Consider the following 16,037-nt stretch of genomic DNA (forward strand, 5'->3'; position numbering starts at 1 on the left):
TATTGTTATTAATACATGAAAAATATTGTAATAGATGTAAAATAATAGTATTATGTTTATTAGATAAAAAACTTGTTAGGAGGTAAATTTATGTCAGAAATAACTTTAAAGAATGGTATAGAAGTATCTATTAGAGAAGGCGTAAAAGAAGATGCCCAAGCTATTATAGATTTTTATAATGAAGTAGGTGGGGAAACTCATTTTCTTTCATTTGGGAAAGATGAATATAAAATATCTTTAGAAGACCAAGAAAATTCTATAGAGTCAGCAAAAGCATCTGATAACTCAATAAAATTAATTGCATTTATAGATAGAGAGATAGCTGGTATTGCTACAATTGATTCCAATCAAAAAGCAAAAGGAAAGCATGTTGGAGTTTTAGGAATTGTTGTTAAAGAAAAATACTGGGGAGCTGGATTAGGTAAAAGACTTATGTTAGACCTTATAGAATGGTGTAAATCAAATGGAATAACTAAGAAAATAACTCTTGTTACTAATGAAGAAAATCATAATGCTATAGAATTATACAAAAGAGTCGGATTTGAAGTAGAAAGTATATTAAAGAAAGAATGTTATTACAATGGTGTTTATACTGATTTGATAGGGATGTCACTTTTATTAGGAATATAATTAGTGTACATTTTATCTCGAAAAAATCATATTAAGTATGGTATAATTAAAAAAAGAATATAACTTAATATAATTTTGGAGGACGAATTATGAAAAATCTGTGTAAAATATCAGATGAATATTTAAATAGTAAACTTAAATATTTAAAGTTATTATCAAAACAATATCCAAGCATATCGAAAGCAAGTACAGAAATAATAAATTTAGAGGCTATATTAAATCTTCCAAAGGGAACTGAACATTTTATAACAGATGTACATGGCGAATATGAGCCATTTGTACATGTTTTAAAAAATGGTTCTGGTGTAATAAAGAGAAAAATAGAAGAATTATTTTCAAATACAATAAGAGATAGTGAAAAAAAGATGCTAGCAACTCTTGTATACTATCCTGAACAAAAACTAGACTTAATAATTAAACAAGAGGAAAATATAGATGATTTTTATAGAATAAATATCTATAGACTTATAGAACTTTGTAAGTATGCTTCCAGCAAATACACTAGGTCAAAAGTTAGAAAACTTTTACCAGAAAATTTTAAATACATAATAGAAGAACTTTTACATGAACATATTAAAAGTGAACATAAAGAAGAATACTATAAAAGTATAGTTGAGACAATAGTTGATATAGGTATAGCTAAAGAGTTTATAATTGCAATTTCCACGGTTATACAAAAGTTAGTTGTTGACAGACTACATGTAATAGGTGATATTTATGATAGAGGTCCAAGACCAGATATAATTGTAGATAAGCTTATTGAACATCATTGTGTAGATATTCAATGGGGAAATCATGACATACTATGGATGGGTGCAGCATCAGGTGAAAAAACTTGTATAGCAAATGCACTTAGAATTTCGGCTAGATATGCAAACCTAGATATCGTAGAAGATATATATGGGATAAATCTATTACCTTTAGCTACTTTTGCAATAGAAATGTATAAAGATGACCCATGTAAAGAATTTATTCCTAAGATTAATGACCAAAGTGTGACAACAACAGAAAAGTCTTTAATGGCAAAAATGCATAAGGCAATAAGTATAATTCAATTTAAACTTGAAGGTGAAGTGATAAAGAGAAGACCTGAGTTTGAAATGGAGCATAGGCTTTTGCTTAACATGATAAATTATGAAGAAGGAATAATTACTTTAAAAGGAAAAACATATAAACTAAAAGATACTTATTTGCCTACAATAGACAAAAAAGACCCATATAAATTGAGTATTGAAGAAAAAAATGTTATTGAAAAATTAGTGTCTTCATTTAGAGGTAGCGAAAAATTACAAAAGCATGTTTCATTTTTATTTTCTAAAGGAAGTATATATTTAAAGGCAAACTCAAATTTATTAATTCATGGATGTGTCCCATTGAATGAAGATGGAAGCTTTATGTCTATGAATATAATGGGAAAAGAGTATAAAGGTAAAATCCTTATGGATAAGATGGAATCTCTAGCAAGAGAAGGTTTTTTCTTTAAAGATAAAGCAGAAGAAAAATTATATGGTATGGATATTATGTGGTATTTGTGGACTGGAAAATGTTCATCATTATTTGGAAAAGACGATATGACTACATTTGAAAGATATTTTATAGCAGAAAAAGAGACTCATAAAGAAAATAAGAATCCATATTTTAAGCTTAGAGAAAGTGATGTTGCTTGTGAAAGAATATTTGAAGAATTTGATTTAGAACTTGATGAATCACATATAATAAATGGGCATGTTCCTGTAGAAAGTAAAAATGGAGAGAGTCCAATAAAAGCTAATGGAAAAATTCTTGTTATAGATGGTGGTTTTTCTAGAGCCTATCAAAAAACTACTGGTATAGCTGGATACACTTTGATATATAATTCAAGAACTTTACAACTAGTATCACATGAACCCTTTAATTCTGCTGAAGAGGCTATTGCAAATGAAAGCGATATCTTATCGACAACTGTTGTAGTAGAGCATAAGGCAAAGAGAAAAATGGTGAGAGATACTGATGAGGGTGTAAAAATACAAGAAGAAATAGAAGACTTAAAATTGCTTTTAATGGCCTATAAAAAAGGGCTAATAAAAGAAATGTAGATAATAAAAAACTAAGATAACTCTATACTTGAGAGTGGTCTTAGTTTTTATTTTTATAATAATTTACTTATTAAGTGAATCCTAAACAATAGGATTCATTTTTTTATAGATAAATATTATTAAAAAAATTATATAGGTTTTGGTAATATTCCTTGTCCTTTATAAATAGAATTATATAAACAAAGGAGGAGGACAAGAAATGAATAAACTTTCAGATGAAATAATAAACTCTCTTTCTACAAACATAAGAGAGAAGGTAGAAAAAATCTCAGACAATAATCTAAACATAGAAGAAATTAGATTACGTTCACAAAAACCATTGATACTAAATGCAAACTCTAAAGATTATTTTTATAATCAAAAAACTATGGAACTTGATTTAAATCAGCACAATTCATATATAGTGACAAGGGAAGATATAGAGCAAACTTTTCAAATAATATGTAAATACTCAATACATTCATTTATGGATGATATAAAAAAAGGGTTTATAACTTTGAGAGGAGGCCATAGAGTAGGGTTAGTTGGAAAAGTAATAGTAGAAGATGGACAAGTCAAAAATATAAAACACATATCATCTTTAAATATAAGAGTATCAAGAGAAGTCATAGGATGTTCAAATAAGATTTTAAGTCATATCATAAAAGGTAAAAATCAAATTAATAATACTTTGATAATATCGCCACCTCAATGTGGAAAGACAACTTTAATTAGAGATATAGTAAGAAATTTAAGTAATGGTAATGAAGAATATGGATTTAAAGGATTGAAGGTAGCACTAGTAGATGAACGTAATGAGATAGCAGGAGCTTACTTAGGTGCTCCACAGATGGATGTTGGAATAAGGACTGATATAATAGAAACTTGCCCAAAAGAGTTGGGTATTACAATGCTTTTAAGGTCAATGTCGCCAAATGTTATTGTGACAGATGAAATTGGAAGTGAGAAAGAAATAAAGGCATTATATACAGCATTAAATGGAGGTATTGGATTAATAACTACTGTACATGGAGATTCAATGGAAGATATACAAAATAGAAAAGAGTTAAACAGACTCTTAGACAAAGAATTGTTTAAAAAAGTTATAATTCTTTCTGCTAAGAAAGGTGCAGGGACAATTGAAAAAATTTATGATTTAGAAGAAAAGAGATGGTACTTTGCAAATTAAGATAATTATTATAGCACTCCTAATAGGAAGTAGTTATTTGATAGGTGAACATATATACAAAACCTATACACGAAGACACAAACAACTAAATGATTTAATAAGAGTTTTAGAAATATTAAGGATGGATTTATCTTTTGGGCTTTATACATTAGAAGAAATTTTTAGAAGGATAGGATGCAATAAAGACTTTTGTTTTTGGAATTTTTTCTATCAAATTTCAGAAGAACTTCACAATGAACAAAGCAAAACTTTAGAAGAAATAATATCAGAGAATACTGAAATTTTAGTTAAAGAAACTTATCTTGGAAGTAAAGAAATTGAGGAATTAAAAAATCTAATTCTTACATTGGGAAAAAGTGATATAGAGTCCCAACAAAGAATGATAGATTTATCTATAGAAAATCTGAAAAAACAAACCTATGAAACAAAAGAAGACATAAGTAAAAAAGGGTTGCTATATAAAAAATTAGTAACCTTTATAGGCATAGGTATATGTATTATATTGATTTAATATGGGGAGGTTTATTATGGAGATATCATTGATATTAAAGGTTGCAGGTGTAGGTATTCTAATATCAGTATTAAATATGATATTGGAAAAAACAGACAGAAAAGATTGGGCAGGGCTTACTACTTTGGCAGGTGTAATAATCGTGTTGGGGATGGTAATAACAGAAATAAGTGATTTATTCAATACTGTAAGAACAATGTTTCAACTTTACTAAAGAGGAGGGAGTAATTTGGAAATAATGCAATTAATAGGAATTGCAATCATTTCAACTACACTCTGTTTAGTAATAAAAAAAGATAGACCAGAAATAGCAAATTTCATAGCAATAATAACTGGAGTAACAATATTATTATCAGTTATGTTTAAGCTAAATTTTATAATAGATAGTATACAAGATTTAGCTAATAAAGCTAATATTCCAACTATGTATATATCTTTAATAATAAAATTAATAGGAATAGCATATTTAATGGAATTTGCAATACAACTTTGTAAAGATTGTGGGGAAGGAAACATTGCTTCAAAACTAGAGTTTGGAGGAAAAATAATAGTTATGTCAATGTCTTTCCCTATACTTTTATCCATTGTAGAAATGGTGGTGAATATAATTCCATAGTTATTTATATTAAGGTAGATAGCTATAGATATATTAGTTGTTATTTAAAGGATATTTTGTTGTATTGAGGTTTATAGAGTGAAGAGAGGCATGGTTGCTTATGAAAAAAAGATTTTTACCAATGATTATGGGATTTGTATTGACTTTCTTTTTTGTAAATATCTTTGCCATTATAATATTTGCTAATGAGGTTCCAAGTAGCGAAGATAAAGAATATGGTGAAGCTAAGAGTAGCATAGATAAATATATTGATGGTCAGTTAGACAAGTTAGATATAAATGAAATTCAAGATTATATAAATAAAGAAATAGTTATTAATGATGTTAATTTAAAATCGTTTGTAAAAGACCTAATTAGTGGAGAAAAAAATATTTTAGATTTATTTAATAAAGATGGACTGAAGATATTGATGTTTGATGAGTTTAAAGCAAGTTTAAAGGTAGTAGCAGTAATTTTAGTATTAGCTTTATTGTCATCTATTTTAAAAAGTTTAGAGAATTCTTTTTCATCAGGTGCAGTTAGTCAAATAGCAACGTATATAATATTTATTACAATGGTATCGCTCACTTTAATTGGATTTAAAGATGTACTACAAATTTGTTATGATGCAATAGACCATACTGTAGGTCTTATGCAAGTTATAATGCCAATACTAATAACATTTTTACTTTTAATTGGATTTCCAATAACATCTACTACTTTGAATCCTATTTTTATAGGAGGAGTGACATTTATAAATGTATTTTTCAAGAAATTTTTATTTGTATCAGTAACTGTTGCATTTGGAATTCTAATAATAAACAATTTATCAAAAAACATAAGGCTAAAAAGATTTTTTTCTTTTGTCAAACAAATAAATTATGTTTCTATTGGGGCTATGTTTACTGTATATTTAGGACTTGTATCTATACAAGGCTTATATGTAACTAGTTTTGATAAATTCAGTGTAAAAACTGCGAAGTTTGCTATAGGTAACTTTATACCAGTTGTTGGTGGATTTGTATCAGATTCTGTGGATATTTTACTATCTTCATCTCAACTTATAAAAAATATATTTGGTGGAATAGGGCTTATCTTACTCATTGGGATTTGTTTGCTTCCAGTGATAAAAATTTTATCCGTCATAGTGGTATATAAATTGGCAGCAATAATTGTAGAGCCTGTTGGAGAAGATGGAATATCAAATTTTTTAAATGAAGTTGCAAATCTAATGATAATAATGTTAGCATCAGTAATTGCTATAACAATAATGTTCTTTGTGACTGTAGCTATTTTGACCTCGATAAGTGTTGTAAGTCAAGGATAATGTATAGATTAATAAAGAGTAATTACTTTTAATCTAAATATTTTAGAGAGGAGGATGCTATGTTAGAGGGCATAAAGGCATGGATAGTTAGTATTTTAATAGGAGCATTTATAGTAAATATAGTTGATATGATTTTACCTAGTTCCAAGATAAAGCCGTATGTGAACTTGGTGTTAAATTTTATATTCGTATTTATTGTAATAACTCCAGTGGTAGGATTTTTTTCAAAAGACATGAGCTTAGAAGATAGAATTTTAAAATCTATGGGAAATTACAATAAGGAATATGTAGATAGTACAAATGCTTTAGCAGAAGAGACTGGAAATACTAGCTTATCTAAGGGCTATGAAGATGGTTTGAAAGAAGTGCTTAAGCTAAAGCTTGATGAATATGGTTATGATTTAGAAGATATAGAGCTTAATGGTGCAAATATAAATAATATAAAAATAAAAGAAAAAAATAATATGTCAAAGAGCAATAGTGATGAAGAAAATGAAAATAATAGTACTAAAGGAGATGAAGATAGCATAAACTCTAATGACAAAGAAAATTCTAAACAAGTTTTTAAAAAAGGTACAGAGTATGGACTGAATCTAAATGAAGACAAACTAAAAAATGACCTAATAAAAGTGCTTGATGTTTCTATAGAAACTATACAAATTGATAAATAGGAGTTGGAAGAATGTTTAAAAACTTAAACGACAAAGATAAGAGAAAGGTATATTCACTAATAACTATAGCTGGAATATGTGTGGTATCATTAGTACTATTATCTTGTTTTCCAAGTAGCAAAACTGATGAAAAAGTTGGAAAAACAGATGCTGACAAAAAGACTGAAAAACAAGTTGCTAAGGAACATGAAAAAGACGATTTAGAATCAAAATTAACAACAATACTATCTAAAATTGATGGAGCAGGAGATGTTGATGTAATGATTACATTTGAGTCAAGTGAAGAAATACAACCTGCTTTTAACTCAAACCAAACAACAGAAACAACAGAGGAGAAAGATGCACAAGGTGGAGAAAGAACAGTTACAACTTCAAGTGAAAATAAAACAATGATAACTTCAAATTCAAGTGACCCTGTAGTTATAAAAACTACAGAGCCAAAGATAAAAGGAGTGATAGTAGTAGCAAGTGGAGCTAGTAATCCAAATGTCAAAGAAACACTTTATAGTGCAGTTCAAACATCATTACAAGTAGCAGGTCATCAAGTAGAAATATATTCTAAATAAATACATATAACCGGGGGGATAAATGAATGAAGTTTAATTATAAGGGAAGAGGATTTGTAATAATAACTTTAACTGCAATGTTAGTAATAGTAGGAACAGTAAATTATCAACTTAGTAAGAAATCTTTACTAGAAACATCAAAAGAATTTAAAGCATATGAAGAAGCTCAATTACAGAAGAATACTACTGATGATAGTGATAGTAGCAATAAAGAAGACTCAGATGCTACAGATAAACAAAATAGCAAAGAGAGTGCTGACATTGATATAGTTGATAGTAAGGCTAGTAAGGTTAAGGAAAAAGTAACTGAAACAAGTAAAGAAATAAAAGCTCAATTATCATCTGAAAAGAATATGAAAAAAGCATCTTATATTTTAGATATGAAAATGAACAGAGAAAAACAAAGAAATGAATTAGTTCAGGATTTAAATGAAATGATAAATAATCCATCTACAACAGAGGAATCTAGAAAAGAAGCTTCTAATATGAAATTAAATATAGTTAAAACTCAAGAAAAGGAGCTTCAAATAGAAAATCTTTTGAGTACAAAGGGATATGAAGAAGCATTAGTTTATATAAGTGATAGCAAAGTCAATGTTGTTGTAAATGAAGCTAAATTAGATAAGAAAGATGCAGCAAAAATATTTGATTTGGTTGCAGAACAGGCTAATGTAAAGTATGAAAATATTAAACTTACAAATAATAATACTAAGTAAAATATAAACCTCAGAATTAACTGAGGTTATTTTCTTGCAAAGTAGAGTTGTATTTGGTATTATTATACTTATAAAAATAGTTCCTTAAAATCAGGAGGTAAGTTTTAATATGGAAGATAATAAATTTGGACAAGTAAAAATATCTAATGATGTAATAGCTACAATAGCTGGTTTAGCAGCATTAGAAGTTGAGGGCATAGAAACTACAGCAACATTAACAGATAAGTTGTTAAAAAATAATGGAGTAAAGATACAAATAGAAGAAGAGGATGTTAATTTAGACGTAATGGTTATGATAAAATATGGCATGTCAATACCAGATACAGCTTTTAAAGTTCAAGAAAATGTAAAAAATACTGTTGAGACAATGACAGGACTGAAGGTTTCTCAAGTAAATATACACATTCAAGGAATCAGCTTTAAGAAAGATAAAGTTGATAAAGAAGAAGTAAAAGCAACTAAGAAAAATTAATATTAGCCCTCTGAAAAGTCAGAGGGTTTTTTGTTGGCATTTGATTTTATATAGATAATTAAACTTAAAGGAGAATTTTAATTGATGAAAAAAGATAGGGCACAAAAAAGTACAACAAGGGAATATATAATGAAACTTATATACCAAATAAATATTAATAAAGAGGAGTTTGAAGGTTTAGACTATAAAGTGGATTCTTTCTTAAAAGATAATTCAGAACATATTATAAATAGATATGAAGAACTTACACTTAAGTACTCAAATAATGCAAAATTAAAATTAGAAGATACTAAACTTGAAGATATAGTAGATAGAGAATATATAAATACAGTATGTAAAGCACTAAGAGAGAATCATGATGAGATAGATGAATTAATAAATAAGCATGCTAAAAATTGGACAGTAGATAGAATGCCAAAGGTAGATGTGTCTATACTTAGATTATCCGTGTGTGAAATAGTTTATTTAGAGACTCCTAATAAAGTATCAATAAATGAAGCTGTGGAACTTGCAAAGATATATTGTGATGATAAATCTCCTAAATTTATAAATGGAATATTAGGAAGTGTTGTTGATGAAATTGAACAATAATATAATAATTGGAATTGATACTAGCTGCTATACTACTTCTATAGCAGCTATCTCTTTAGATAAAAAAGTTATTTTTAATGAAAAAATAATGCTAGAAGTAAAGGAAAATTCAAAAGGATTGAGACAAAGTGAAGCTGTGTTTCAACACATAAATAATTTAGGATTACTTAGTGATAGGATAAAATCATTTGGGGACAAATTTGTCATAGAGGGAGTTTGTTCATCTATTAAGCCTAGACCAGTTGAAAATTCATACATGCCTGTATTTAATGTTGGGTACAATTTTGGAAAGTTATTATCAAGTATACATGGATGTAAATTTTATGAAACGACTCATCAGGAAAATCATATTGAGGCTAGTTTATTAAATAGTAAATTAAAAAATAATAACAAATTTATTTCTGTTCATATGTCAGGTGGCACTACAGAGATACTTTTAATAACTAAGCATGATAATAATTATGATGCAAATAACAAAGATTTAGATGTAATAACTAAAATAAGCAATAAAAAAAACTTAGATGCAATAGCTAAAATAAATACTAAAAAAGATGATAAAAGTAAGTTATACAATAATTTTGGATATAATATAGATATAATTGGAGGAAGTAAAGATATTAGCTTTGGGCAACTTATAGATAGAATAGGTGTCAAGCTAGGATATAAATTTCCTTCAGGAAAATATCTAGATGAAAATGCTTTAAATTGTAATCTTAAAATAGAAAGTGGTCTAAAAACTTCTGTAAGAGAGGGATATATGAATTTATCTGGATTAGAAAATCAGGTGAATAAAATTATAGATGACAATAGAGATAATATTAGTAAAAATAAAAAAGAATATATATCTAAATTAGTACTGGATTCAGTAGTTAGAAACATGTTTAAATCTTTAATATATTTATGTGAAGCTTACAATGTAGAAGAAGTAGTTTTTGCAGGTGGAGTTTCTGCAAGTAAGTATATCCTCAAAGAATTAAGTTTAAAACTAAGTAAAAATTGTATAAAAGCTCATTTTACAGAGCCACAATATTCAACTGATAATGCTGTTGGGTGTGCTATAATAGGATTGAATAACTTTTTAGGAGAAAAAATATGAAACTAAGAGCTTTAGATATAAGTGAAGCAAATTCATATATTAAAAGAATTTTAATAAATGACCCAATACTTTCTAATCTTAAAGTTAAGGGAGAAATTTCTAATTTTAAAATACATAGCAGTGGAAATGTTTATTTATCGTTAAAGGATGAAACTTCAAAGCTAAACTGTGTAATTTTTAAAAGTAATTTTAATCGTAATCTAAAATTAGACAATGGAGTAAAGGTTGTAGCTAGTGGATATATATCAGTTTATGAAAGAGATGGTGCATATCAATTATATATTAATGAAATTGAAATAGAGGGAATTGGGAATTTACACATAGAATTTAACAAATTAAAAGAAAAACTTAATAAAGAAGGTTTGTTTGATTCCAAATACAAAATATCTATCCCTAGAATGCCAAATTCAATTGGAGTTATAACATCTCCAACAGGAGCTGTTATAAGAGATATAATAAATGTAATAAAAAGAAGATATCCAAAGGTCAATATAAAGCTTTATCCAGTAACTGTTCAAGGAGATAGGTCAGCAGAAGAAATATGTGAAGCAATTAGATTTTTTAATCATATGAAGAATGTGGATACAATTATAGTTGGTAGAGGTGGGGGTTCAATAGAAGAACTTTGGTCTTTTAATGATGAAATGGTAGCAAGAGAAGTTTTTAACTCTCAAATTCCAATAATATCAGCAGTTGGTCATGAAACTGATTTTACTATTTGTGATTTTGTGTCTGATATGAGAGCACCAACACCATCAGCAGCAGCTGAGATTGCAACTCCATCATTAGATGACATAAAATATAAACTTGGGAATATAAAAAGCAGACTTAACAAGTCTCTTATAAACCAAGTTGAATTAGACCAATACAAGTTAGAATCAGTGTTTAATAAAATAAATAACTATTTAGATTCTTACATAATAAAAGATAAAGTTATACAATTGGATAAAATATATGATAAAATAATTTTTGGAATAGAAAATAATTTAAAATTAGAAGATGAAAAATTAATAAAGGTTGGAGCATTACTTCATAACCTAAGTCCATTAGCCACTATGGACAGAGGTTATAGTATAGTTCAAAAAAACGGAAAAGTAATAAATAGTATAAAAAGATTGAAAACTGAAGATAACATAGATATAGTATTAAAAGATGGAAATTTAGAATGTATAATAGATAAAATTGAAAATAAAGAGGTATAATATGAACTTAACCTATGAAGAAGCTTACAAAAGATTGGAGAGCATTTTAAATGAGTTAGAATCTAAAAATGCTAGCTTAGATGAATCTTTAAGCTTATATGAAGAAGGAATTAGTCTTTATAAACATTGTAATAAGCTTTTGGATGATGCAAAATTAAAAATAAGTAAATTTAATCAATTAGGAATAGAAGAGGATTTTAGAATAGAGGAGGAATAAAAGTGGAATTTAAACAACATTTAAAAGAAAAAGCAAGTTTTATAGAAGATATACTTAAAGAATATATGCCAAAAGAAGAAGGTTATCAAAAAACTGTTATTGAGGCTATGAACTACAGCTTGAGCGCTGGAGGTAAGAGATTAAGACCAATACTTACACTAGAAGCCTGTAAGGTAGTTGGAGGAAATGAAGAAGAAGCTATACCTTTTGCTATTGCAATTGAAATGATACATACATACTCACTTATACATGATGACTTACCAGCTCTTGACAATGATGATTTAAGAAGAGGAAGACCAACAAACCATAAAGTATATGGAGAGGCAATGGGAATTTTAGCAGGAGATGCTTTACTGAACTATGCTTTTGAAGTTATGCTTGCAGGTTCAATAAATAAAGAAAATCCAGAAAAATATCTAAAAGCTATAAATGAAATTGCTAAAGGTGCTGGAATATATGGAATGATAGGTGGGCAAGTGGTAGATGTAGAAAGTGAAAATAAACAAATTGAAAAAGAAAAATTAGATTATATACATATGAATAAAACTGCTGCAATGATGGTTGGATGTATGAGAGCAGGAGCAACTATAGGTGGAGCAAATTCAGAACAAATGGAAGAAATAACTAAATATGCAAAAAATATCGGATTATCATTCCAGATAGTAGATGATATACTAGATATAGTGGGAGATGAAATAAAATTAGGGAAAAAAGTTGGCAGTGATATAGAGAATCATAAATCAACATATCCATCTCTTTTAGGATTAGATAAATCTAAAGAAATTGCACATAATTTAATAGATGAGGCAAAGAAGAGTATAGAAAAATTATCTGACAATGTAGATTTTTTAAAGGGATTGGCTGAATATATAATAGATAGAGAATATTAAAATATACAGCTAAAATCGAGGAGGGAAAAATGAACTTTTTTTCGGAGATTTTTAACAATGGGGCTTTGGGAATAAGTCTTATTGCTTGTTTCTTAGCACAATTTATAAAGATATTTACTGGGAAGGGAAAGAGAATTGAGTTTTCAAGAATACTCATTTCAGGAGGTATGCCTAGTTCTCATAGTTCTTTTGTTACAAGTTTAGCTACAGTGGTAGGCATTGAAAAAGGGTTTAATTCTACTGATTTTGCTATAATTACTGTGCTTGCACTGATTATAATGTATGATGCAGCAGGTGTTAGACGTGCTGTTGGGAAACAAGCTACTATATTGAATCAGATGGTAGCAGACCTTCAACATGGAAAGCATATAGAGCAGAAGAAATTAAAAGAATTAATAGGTCACACACCACTAGAGGTTTGGTTTGGAGCTTTACTTGGTATAGTAACAGCTTTAATATTGATGTAAATTTAAAATTTACAAAATAAAAGGTGAGGATAATATGTATAAATATTTAGATAAAGTAAATTCTCCAAAAGATATAAAAAATATGAGCATAGAAGAAATGGATTTACTTGCAAAGGATATAAGAAAGTTTTTAGTAAAATCTGTTTCCAAGACAGGAGGACACTTAGCTTCTAACTTAGGTGTAGTTGAGTTAACATTAGCACTTCATAAAGTGTTTGACAGCCCTAAAGATAAATTTGTATGGGATGTAGGACATCAGTCTTATGTTCACAAAATGGTTACTGGAAGAAAAGATTGTTTTGTATCTTTAAGACAATTCAACGGACTAAGTGGTTTTCCAAAGGAGAGTGAAAGTCCTCATGATATTTTCGACACAGGACATAGCAGTACATCTATTTCTGTGGCAACAGGTATTGCCTGTGCTAGAGATATAAAAAAAGAAAGCTATAGTGTTATATCTGTAATTGGAGATGGTTCTATAACTGGAGGTATGGCACTTGAAGCTTTAAATCAATTGGGATATATAAATACTAATATGATAGTAATTCTTAATGATAATGAGATGTCTATAGATAAAAATGTTGGCGGAATGTCTAAATATCTATCAAGTATTATAAGAAATTCAACAGTTGTTAAAATGACAGATGAAGTTGATAAGATTTTAAATGTTACATCAACAGGTGAAATTTTATCTAAGACTGCACATAGATTTAAGGACAAATTAATATATAGTTTTTCTCCTCAAGATTGTTCATTTTTTGATTCATTAGGTATAAAATATTATGGTCCTATAGATGGTCATAATACTAAAGAATTAATAGAAACACTTAGAAAAGCTAAACATAAAAAAGGCCCTGTGCTTTTACATGTTATTACAAAAAAAGGAAAAGGATATAAATTTGCAGAGGAACAACCTGATAAATATCATGGAGTATCAAAGTTTGATATAAAGACAGGTGTAACATCTTCTAAAGTTAAGTCTATGTCGGTTAGTGTTGGTGAAAAATTGGTTGAGATGGCTAGCAAAAACGAAGAAATAGTAGCTATAACAGCTGCAATGCCATCTGGAACAGGATTAAACTTATTTGAAAGTGCTTACCCAAAAAGATATTATGATGTTGGTATAGCTGAACAACATGCAACAGGGTTTGCGGCAGGTCTTGCAAAAAATGGTATGAAGCCTTATTTTGCTGTATATTCATCATTTTTACAAAGAGCATATGACCAAGTTATTCATGATGTATGTATAACAAAAAAACCAGTTACTTTTCTTATAGATAGAGCTGGTCTAGTTGGAAATGATGGTGAAACTCATCATGGTATGTTTGATTTAAGTTACTTAAATTCTATTCCAAATATTGTAGTGATGGCTCCAAAAGATACAAGAGAAATGGAACTTATGATGGATTTATCATTAAAATTGGATTCTCCATTGGCAATTAGATATCCAAGAGGAAATAGTTATTACCTAAATAAAGGAGAATACAAAGAAATTAAGTTAGGAAAATATGAGATATTAGATGATGGACAAGATACAGTCATACTTTCTATTGGGAATATGGTGAAACATGCTCTAGAAGCTAAAGAAATATTGTTAGAAGAAGGTATAAATCCAACAATAGTTAATGCTAGATTTTTAAAGCCTATGGATGAAGATATGTTGCATACTTTATTTAAGAATCATAAAAATGTAGTTACAGTAGAAGATAATGTTATTACTGGCGGATTTGGAAGTAGAATAAGTAAATTTATTATAGATAATGGATATAAAGTAAATATACTTAATATAGCAATACCAGAAGAGTTTATAAAACATGGCAATGCAGATGAACTATATAATTTTGTAGGATTATCGCCAAAGTGCATTGCTGATAAAGTAAGAGAGTTAATATAAATAATATGGATTAGATTTAATATAAAATTTAAAATTTGTCACTTAGAATAAATATCGAGTGTGTTACTTCAAGCTACTTTAGTCAATATTAAAGTAGCTTTTAACAGAAAGGTAATTTTATGAAGAAAAGAATAGATTTATTGTTAGTAGAGCAAGGGCATTTTGAAAGTAGAGAAAGAGCTAAAAAAGCAATAATGGCTGGATTAGTTTTTGTTGATAATCAAAGATGTGATAAGGCAGGTACAGAAGTAAAAGAGGATTGTGCTATAGAAGTAAAAGGAAACCCAATACCATATGTTAGTAGGGGTGGATTAAAGCTTGAAAAAGCAATGAAGAACTTCGACTTAACTATTGATGGAAAAGTATGTATGGATATAGGAGCATCTACGGGTGGTTTTACAGACTGTATGCTAAAAAATGGAGCTATAAAAGTATTTTCCATAGATGTTGGTTATGGTCAGCTTGCGTGGAAATTGAGACAAGATGATAGAGTTGTGTGTATGGAAAGAACAAACATAAGGAATGTAACAATAGAAGATACAAAGCAATTTGCAGATTTTGCATCAATTGATGTATCTTTTATATCATTGAAACTAGTACTTCCAAAAGCAAAAGAATTAGTTATTAATAATGGAGAAATTGTAGCCTTGATAAAACCTCAATTTGAAGCAGGAAGAGAAAAGGTAGGTAAAAAAGGTGTAGTTAGAGAAAAATCTACACATATAGAAGTTATAAAAATGATTTCTGATTTTTCAGTGCAAAATGGATTTGAAATTTTAGGATTAGATTTTTCTCCAATTAAGGGTCCAGAAGGAAATATAGAATATCTAATTCATTTAAAGAATGGAAATGAAGGATATGAATTTGATAGTGATATGTATGACAAAAAAATAGTGGAAGTCGTTGAGGCTTCTCATAATTTAGATAAATAGAATAAAAGGGGGCTTAG

Annotated in this window: 19 protein-coding genes; all 19 read left to right on the plus strand. The window is 28.3% G+C overall.

All coding sequences use genetic code 11. The features are described from left to right. Positions 1-90 precede the first annotated feature (90 nt). The 19 genes from IR151_RS08620 (at position 91) to IR151_RS08710 (ending at position 16,020) form a co-directional block, all read left to right on the plus strand. Complete coding sequence (locus tag IR151_RS08620; protein ID WP_227434113.1) at positions 91-630, plus strand: GNAT family N-acetyltransferase; 540 nt, start codon at positions 91-93, stop codon at positions 628-630. Between the two features lie 89 nt (positions 631-719). Beyond that, complete coding sequence (locus IR151_RS08625) at positions 720-2,705, plus strand: fructose-1,6-bisphosphatase (RefSeq protein WP_227434114.1); 1,986 nt, start codon at positions 720-722, stop codon at positions 2,703-2,705. Positions 2,706-2,904: 199 nt separating this feature from the next. Further along, positions 2,905-3,873 (plus strand): stage III sporulation protein AA, encoded by a 969-nt coding sequence (spoIIIAA, locus tag IR151_RS08630; protein WP_227434115.1) that lies wholly within the window; start codon positions 2,905-2,907, stop codon positions 3,871-3,873. Continuing rightward, complete coding sequence (locus IR151_RS08635) at positions 3,863-4,384, plus strand: stage III sporulation protein AB (protein ID WP_227434116.1); 522 nt, start codon at positions 3,863-3,865, stop codon at positions 4,382-4,384. Before spoIIIAA ends, IR151_RS08635 begins: the two co-directional genes overlap by 11 nt. 16 nt (positions 4,385-4,400) lie before the next feature. Beyond that, positions 4,401-4,598, plus strand: coding sequence for a stage III sporulation protein AC (spoIIIAC, locus tag IR151_RS08640; protein WP_009888937.1), 198 nt, complete (start codon positions 4,401-4,403; stop codon positions 4,596-4,598). A 24-nt stretch (positions 4,599-4,622) separates the two neighbouring features. Continuing rightward, positions 4,623-5,000 (plus strand): stage III sporulation protein AD, encoded by a 378-nt coding sequence (gene spoIIIAD, locus IR151_RS08645; RefSeq protein WP_227434329.1) that lies wholly within the window; start codon positions 4,623-4,625, stop codon positions 4,998-5,000. Between the two features lie 100 nt (positions 5,001-5,100). Next, the gene (gene spoIIIAE / locus IR151_RS08650; protein WP_227434117.1) at positions 5,101-6,306 is read left to right on the plus strand and encodes a stage III sporulation protein AE; all 1,206 of its coding nucleotides are present in this window, start codon (positions 5,101-5,103) and stop codon (positions 6,304-6,306) included. A gap of 59 nt (positions 6,307-6,365) precedes the next feature. Next, positions 6,366-6,977: a stage III sporulation protein AF gene (locus IR151_RS08655; RefSeq protein WP_227434118.1), complete on the plus strand. Its 612-nt coding sequence runs from the start codon at positions 6,366-6,368 to the stop codon at positions 6,975-6,977. Positions 6,978-6,988: 11 nt separating this feature from the next. After that, on the plus strand, positions 6,989-7,543 hold the full coding sequence (locus tag IR151_RS08660) for a stage III sporulation protein AG (protein ID WP_227434119.1): 555 nt from the start codon (positions 6,989-6,991) through the stop codon (positions 7,541-7,543). A gap of 26 nt (positions 7,544-7,569) precedes the next feature. Continuing rightward, on the plus strand, positions 7,570-8,259 hold the full coding sequence (locus tag IR151_RS08665; RefSeq protein WP_227434120.1) for a SpoIIIAH-like family protein: 690 nt from the start codon (positions 7,570-7,572) through the stop codon (positions 8,257-8,259). 109 nt (positions 8,260-8,368) lie between these two features. Then, a complete protein-coding gene (locus IR151_RS08670; RefSeq protein ID WP_227434121.1) occupies positions 8,369-8,731 on the plus strand; it encodes an Asp23/Gls24 family envelope stress response protein in 363 nt (120 codons plus the stop codon). An 84-nt stretch (positions 8,732-8,815) separates the two neighbouring features. Next, positions 8,816-9,322 carry a transcription antitermination factor NusB gene (gene nusB, locus IR151_RS08675; protein WP_227434122.1) on the plus strand — a complete coding sequence of 169 codons (507 nt, stop codon included), beginning with the start codon at positions 8,816-8,818 and terminating at the stop codon, positions 9,320-9,322. Continuing rightward, positions 9,306-10,418 (plus strand): O-sialoglycoprotein endopeptidase, encoded by a 1,113-nt coding sequence (locus IR151_RS08680; RefSeq protein ID WP_227434123.1) that lies wholly within the window; start codon positions 9,306-9,308, stop codon positions 10,416-10,418. The genes nusB and IR151_RS08680 overlap by 17 nt, the downstream gene beginning before the upstream one ends. Then, the gene (gene xseA / locus IR151_RS08685) at positions 10,415-11,620 is read left to right on the plus strand and encodes an exodeoxyribonuclease VII large subunit (protein WP_227434124.1); all 1,206 of its coding nucleotides are present in this window, start codon (positions 10,415-10,417) and stop codon (positions 11,618-11,620) included. Before IR151_RS08680 ends, xseA begins: the two co-directional genes overlap by 4 nt. Before the next feature lies 1 nt (position 11,621). Continuing rightward, entirely contained in the window at positions 11,622-11,837 is a 216-nt protein-coding gene (xseB, locus tag IR151_RS08690) for an exodeoxyribonuclease VII small subunit (protein WP_227434125.1), read from the plus strand. 2 nt (positions 11,838-11,839) lie between these two features. Next, the gene (locus IR151_RS08695; protein WP_227434126.1) at positions 11,840-12,727 is read left to right on the plus strand and encodes a polyprenyl synthetase family protein; all 888 of its coding nucleotides are present in this window, start codon (positions 11,840-11,842) and stop codon (positions 12,725-12,727) included. 29 nt (positions 12,728-12,756) lie between these two features. After that, positions 12,757-13,194, plus strand: a complete 438-nt coding sequence (locus IR151_RS08700) for a divergent PAP2 family protein (protein ID WP_227434127.1) — start codon at positions 12,757-12,759, stop codon at positions 13,192-13,194. A gap of 34 nt (positions 13,195-13,228) precedes the next feature. Next, a complete protein-coding gene (dxs, locus tag IR151_RS08705; RefSeq protein ID WP_227434128.1) occupies positions 13,229-15,088 on the plus strand; it encodes a 1-deoxy-D-xylulose-5-phosphate synthase in 1,860 nt (619 codons plus the stop codon). Between the two features lie 119 nt (positions 15,089-15,207). Then, entirely contained in the window at positions 15,208-16,020 is an 813-nt protein-coding gene (locus IR151_RS08710; RefSeq protein ID WP_227434129.1) for a TlyA family RNA methyltransferase, read from the plus strand. Positions 16,021-16,037 lie beyond the last annotated feature (17 nt).

Origin of the sequence: Clostridioides sp. ES-S-0006-03 (genome assembly GCF_020662275.1) — a bacterium.
In the GTDB taxonomy this organism is placed as follows: domain Bacteria; phylum Bacillota; class Clostridia; order Peptostreptococcales; family Peptostreptococcaceae; genus Clostridioides.

Bases quoted from the DNA above. Each gene is read 5' to 3' on its own strand.
- IR151_RS08620 (WP_227434113.1), top strand. From the start codon at position 91: ATGTCAGAAATAACTTTAAAGAATGGTATAGAAGTATCTATTAGAGAA.
- IR151_RS08625 (WP_227434114.1), top strand. From the start codon at position 720: ATGAAAAATCTGTGTAAAATATCAGATGAATATTTAAATAGTAAACTT.
- spoIIIAA (WP_227434115.1), top strand. From the start codon at position 2,905: ATGAATAAACTTTCAGATGAAATAATAAACTCTCTTTCTACAAACATA.
- spoIIIAC (WP_009888937.1), top strand. From the start codon at position 4,401: ATGGAGATATCATTGATATTAAAGGTTGCAGGTGTAGGTATTCTAATA.
- spoIIIAD (WP_227434329.1), top strand. From the start codon at position 4,623: ATGCAATTAATAGGAATTGCAATCATTTCAACTACACTCTGTTTAGTA.
- spoIIIAE (WP_227434117.1), top strand. From the start codon at position 5,101: ATGAAAAAAAGATTTTTACCAATGATTATGGGATTTGTATTGACTTTC.
- IR151_RS08655 (WP_227434118.1), top strand. From the start codon at position 6,366: ATGTTAGAGGGCATAAAGGCATGGATAGTTAGTATTTTAATAGGAGCA.
- IR151_RS08660 (WP_227434119.1), top strand. From the start codon at position 6,989: ATGTTTAAAAACTTAAACGACAAAGATAAGAGAAAGGTATATTCACTA.
- IR151_RS08665 (WP_227434120.1), top strand. From the start codon at position 7,570: ATGAAGTTTAATTATAAGGGAAGAGGATTTGTAATAATAACTTTAACT.
- IR151_RS08670 (WP_227434121.1), top strand. From the start codon at position 8,369: ATGGAAGATAATAAATTTGGACAAGTAAAAATATCTAATGATGTAATA.
- nusB (WP_227434122.1), top strand. From the start codon at position 8,816: ATGAAAAAAGATAGGGCACAAAAAAGTACAACAAGGGAATATATAATG.
- IR151_RS08680 (WP_227434123.1), top strand. From the start codon at position 9,306: ATGAAATTGAACAATAATATAATAATTGGAATTGATACTAGCTGCTAT.
- xseA (WP_227434124.1), top strand. From the start codon at position 10,415: ATGAAACTAAGAGCTTTAGATATAAGTGAAGCAAATTCATATATTAAA.
- xseB (WP_227434125.1), top strand. From the start codon at position 11,622: ATGAACTTAACCTATGAAGAAGCTTACAAAAGATTGGAGAGCATTTTA.
- IR151_RS08700 (WP_227434127.1), top strand. From the start codon at position 12,757: ATGAACTTTTTTTCGGAGATTTTTAACAATGGGGCTTTGGGAATAAGT.
- dxs (WP_227434128.1), top strand. From the start codon at position 13,229: ATGTATAAATATTTAGATAAAGTAAATTCTCCAAAAGATATAAAAAAT.
- IR151_RS08710 (WP_227434129.1), top strand. From the start codon at position 15,208: ATGAAGAAAAGAATAGATTTATTGTTAGTAGAGCAAGGGCATTTTGAA.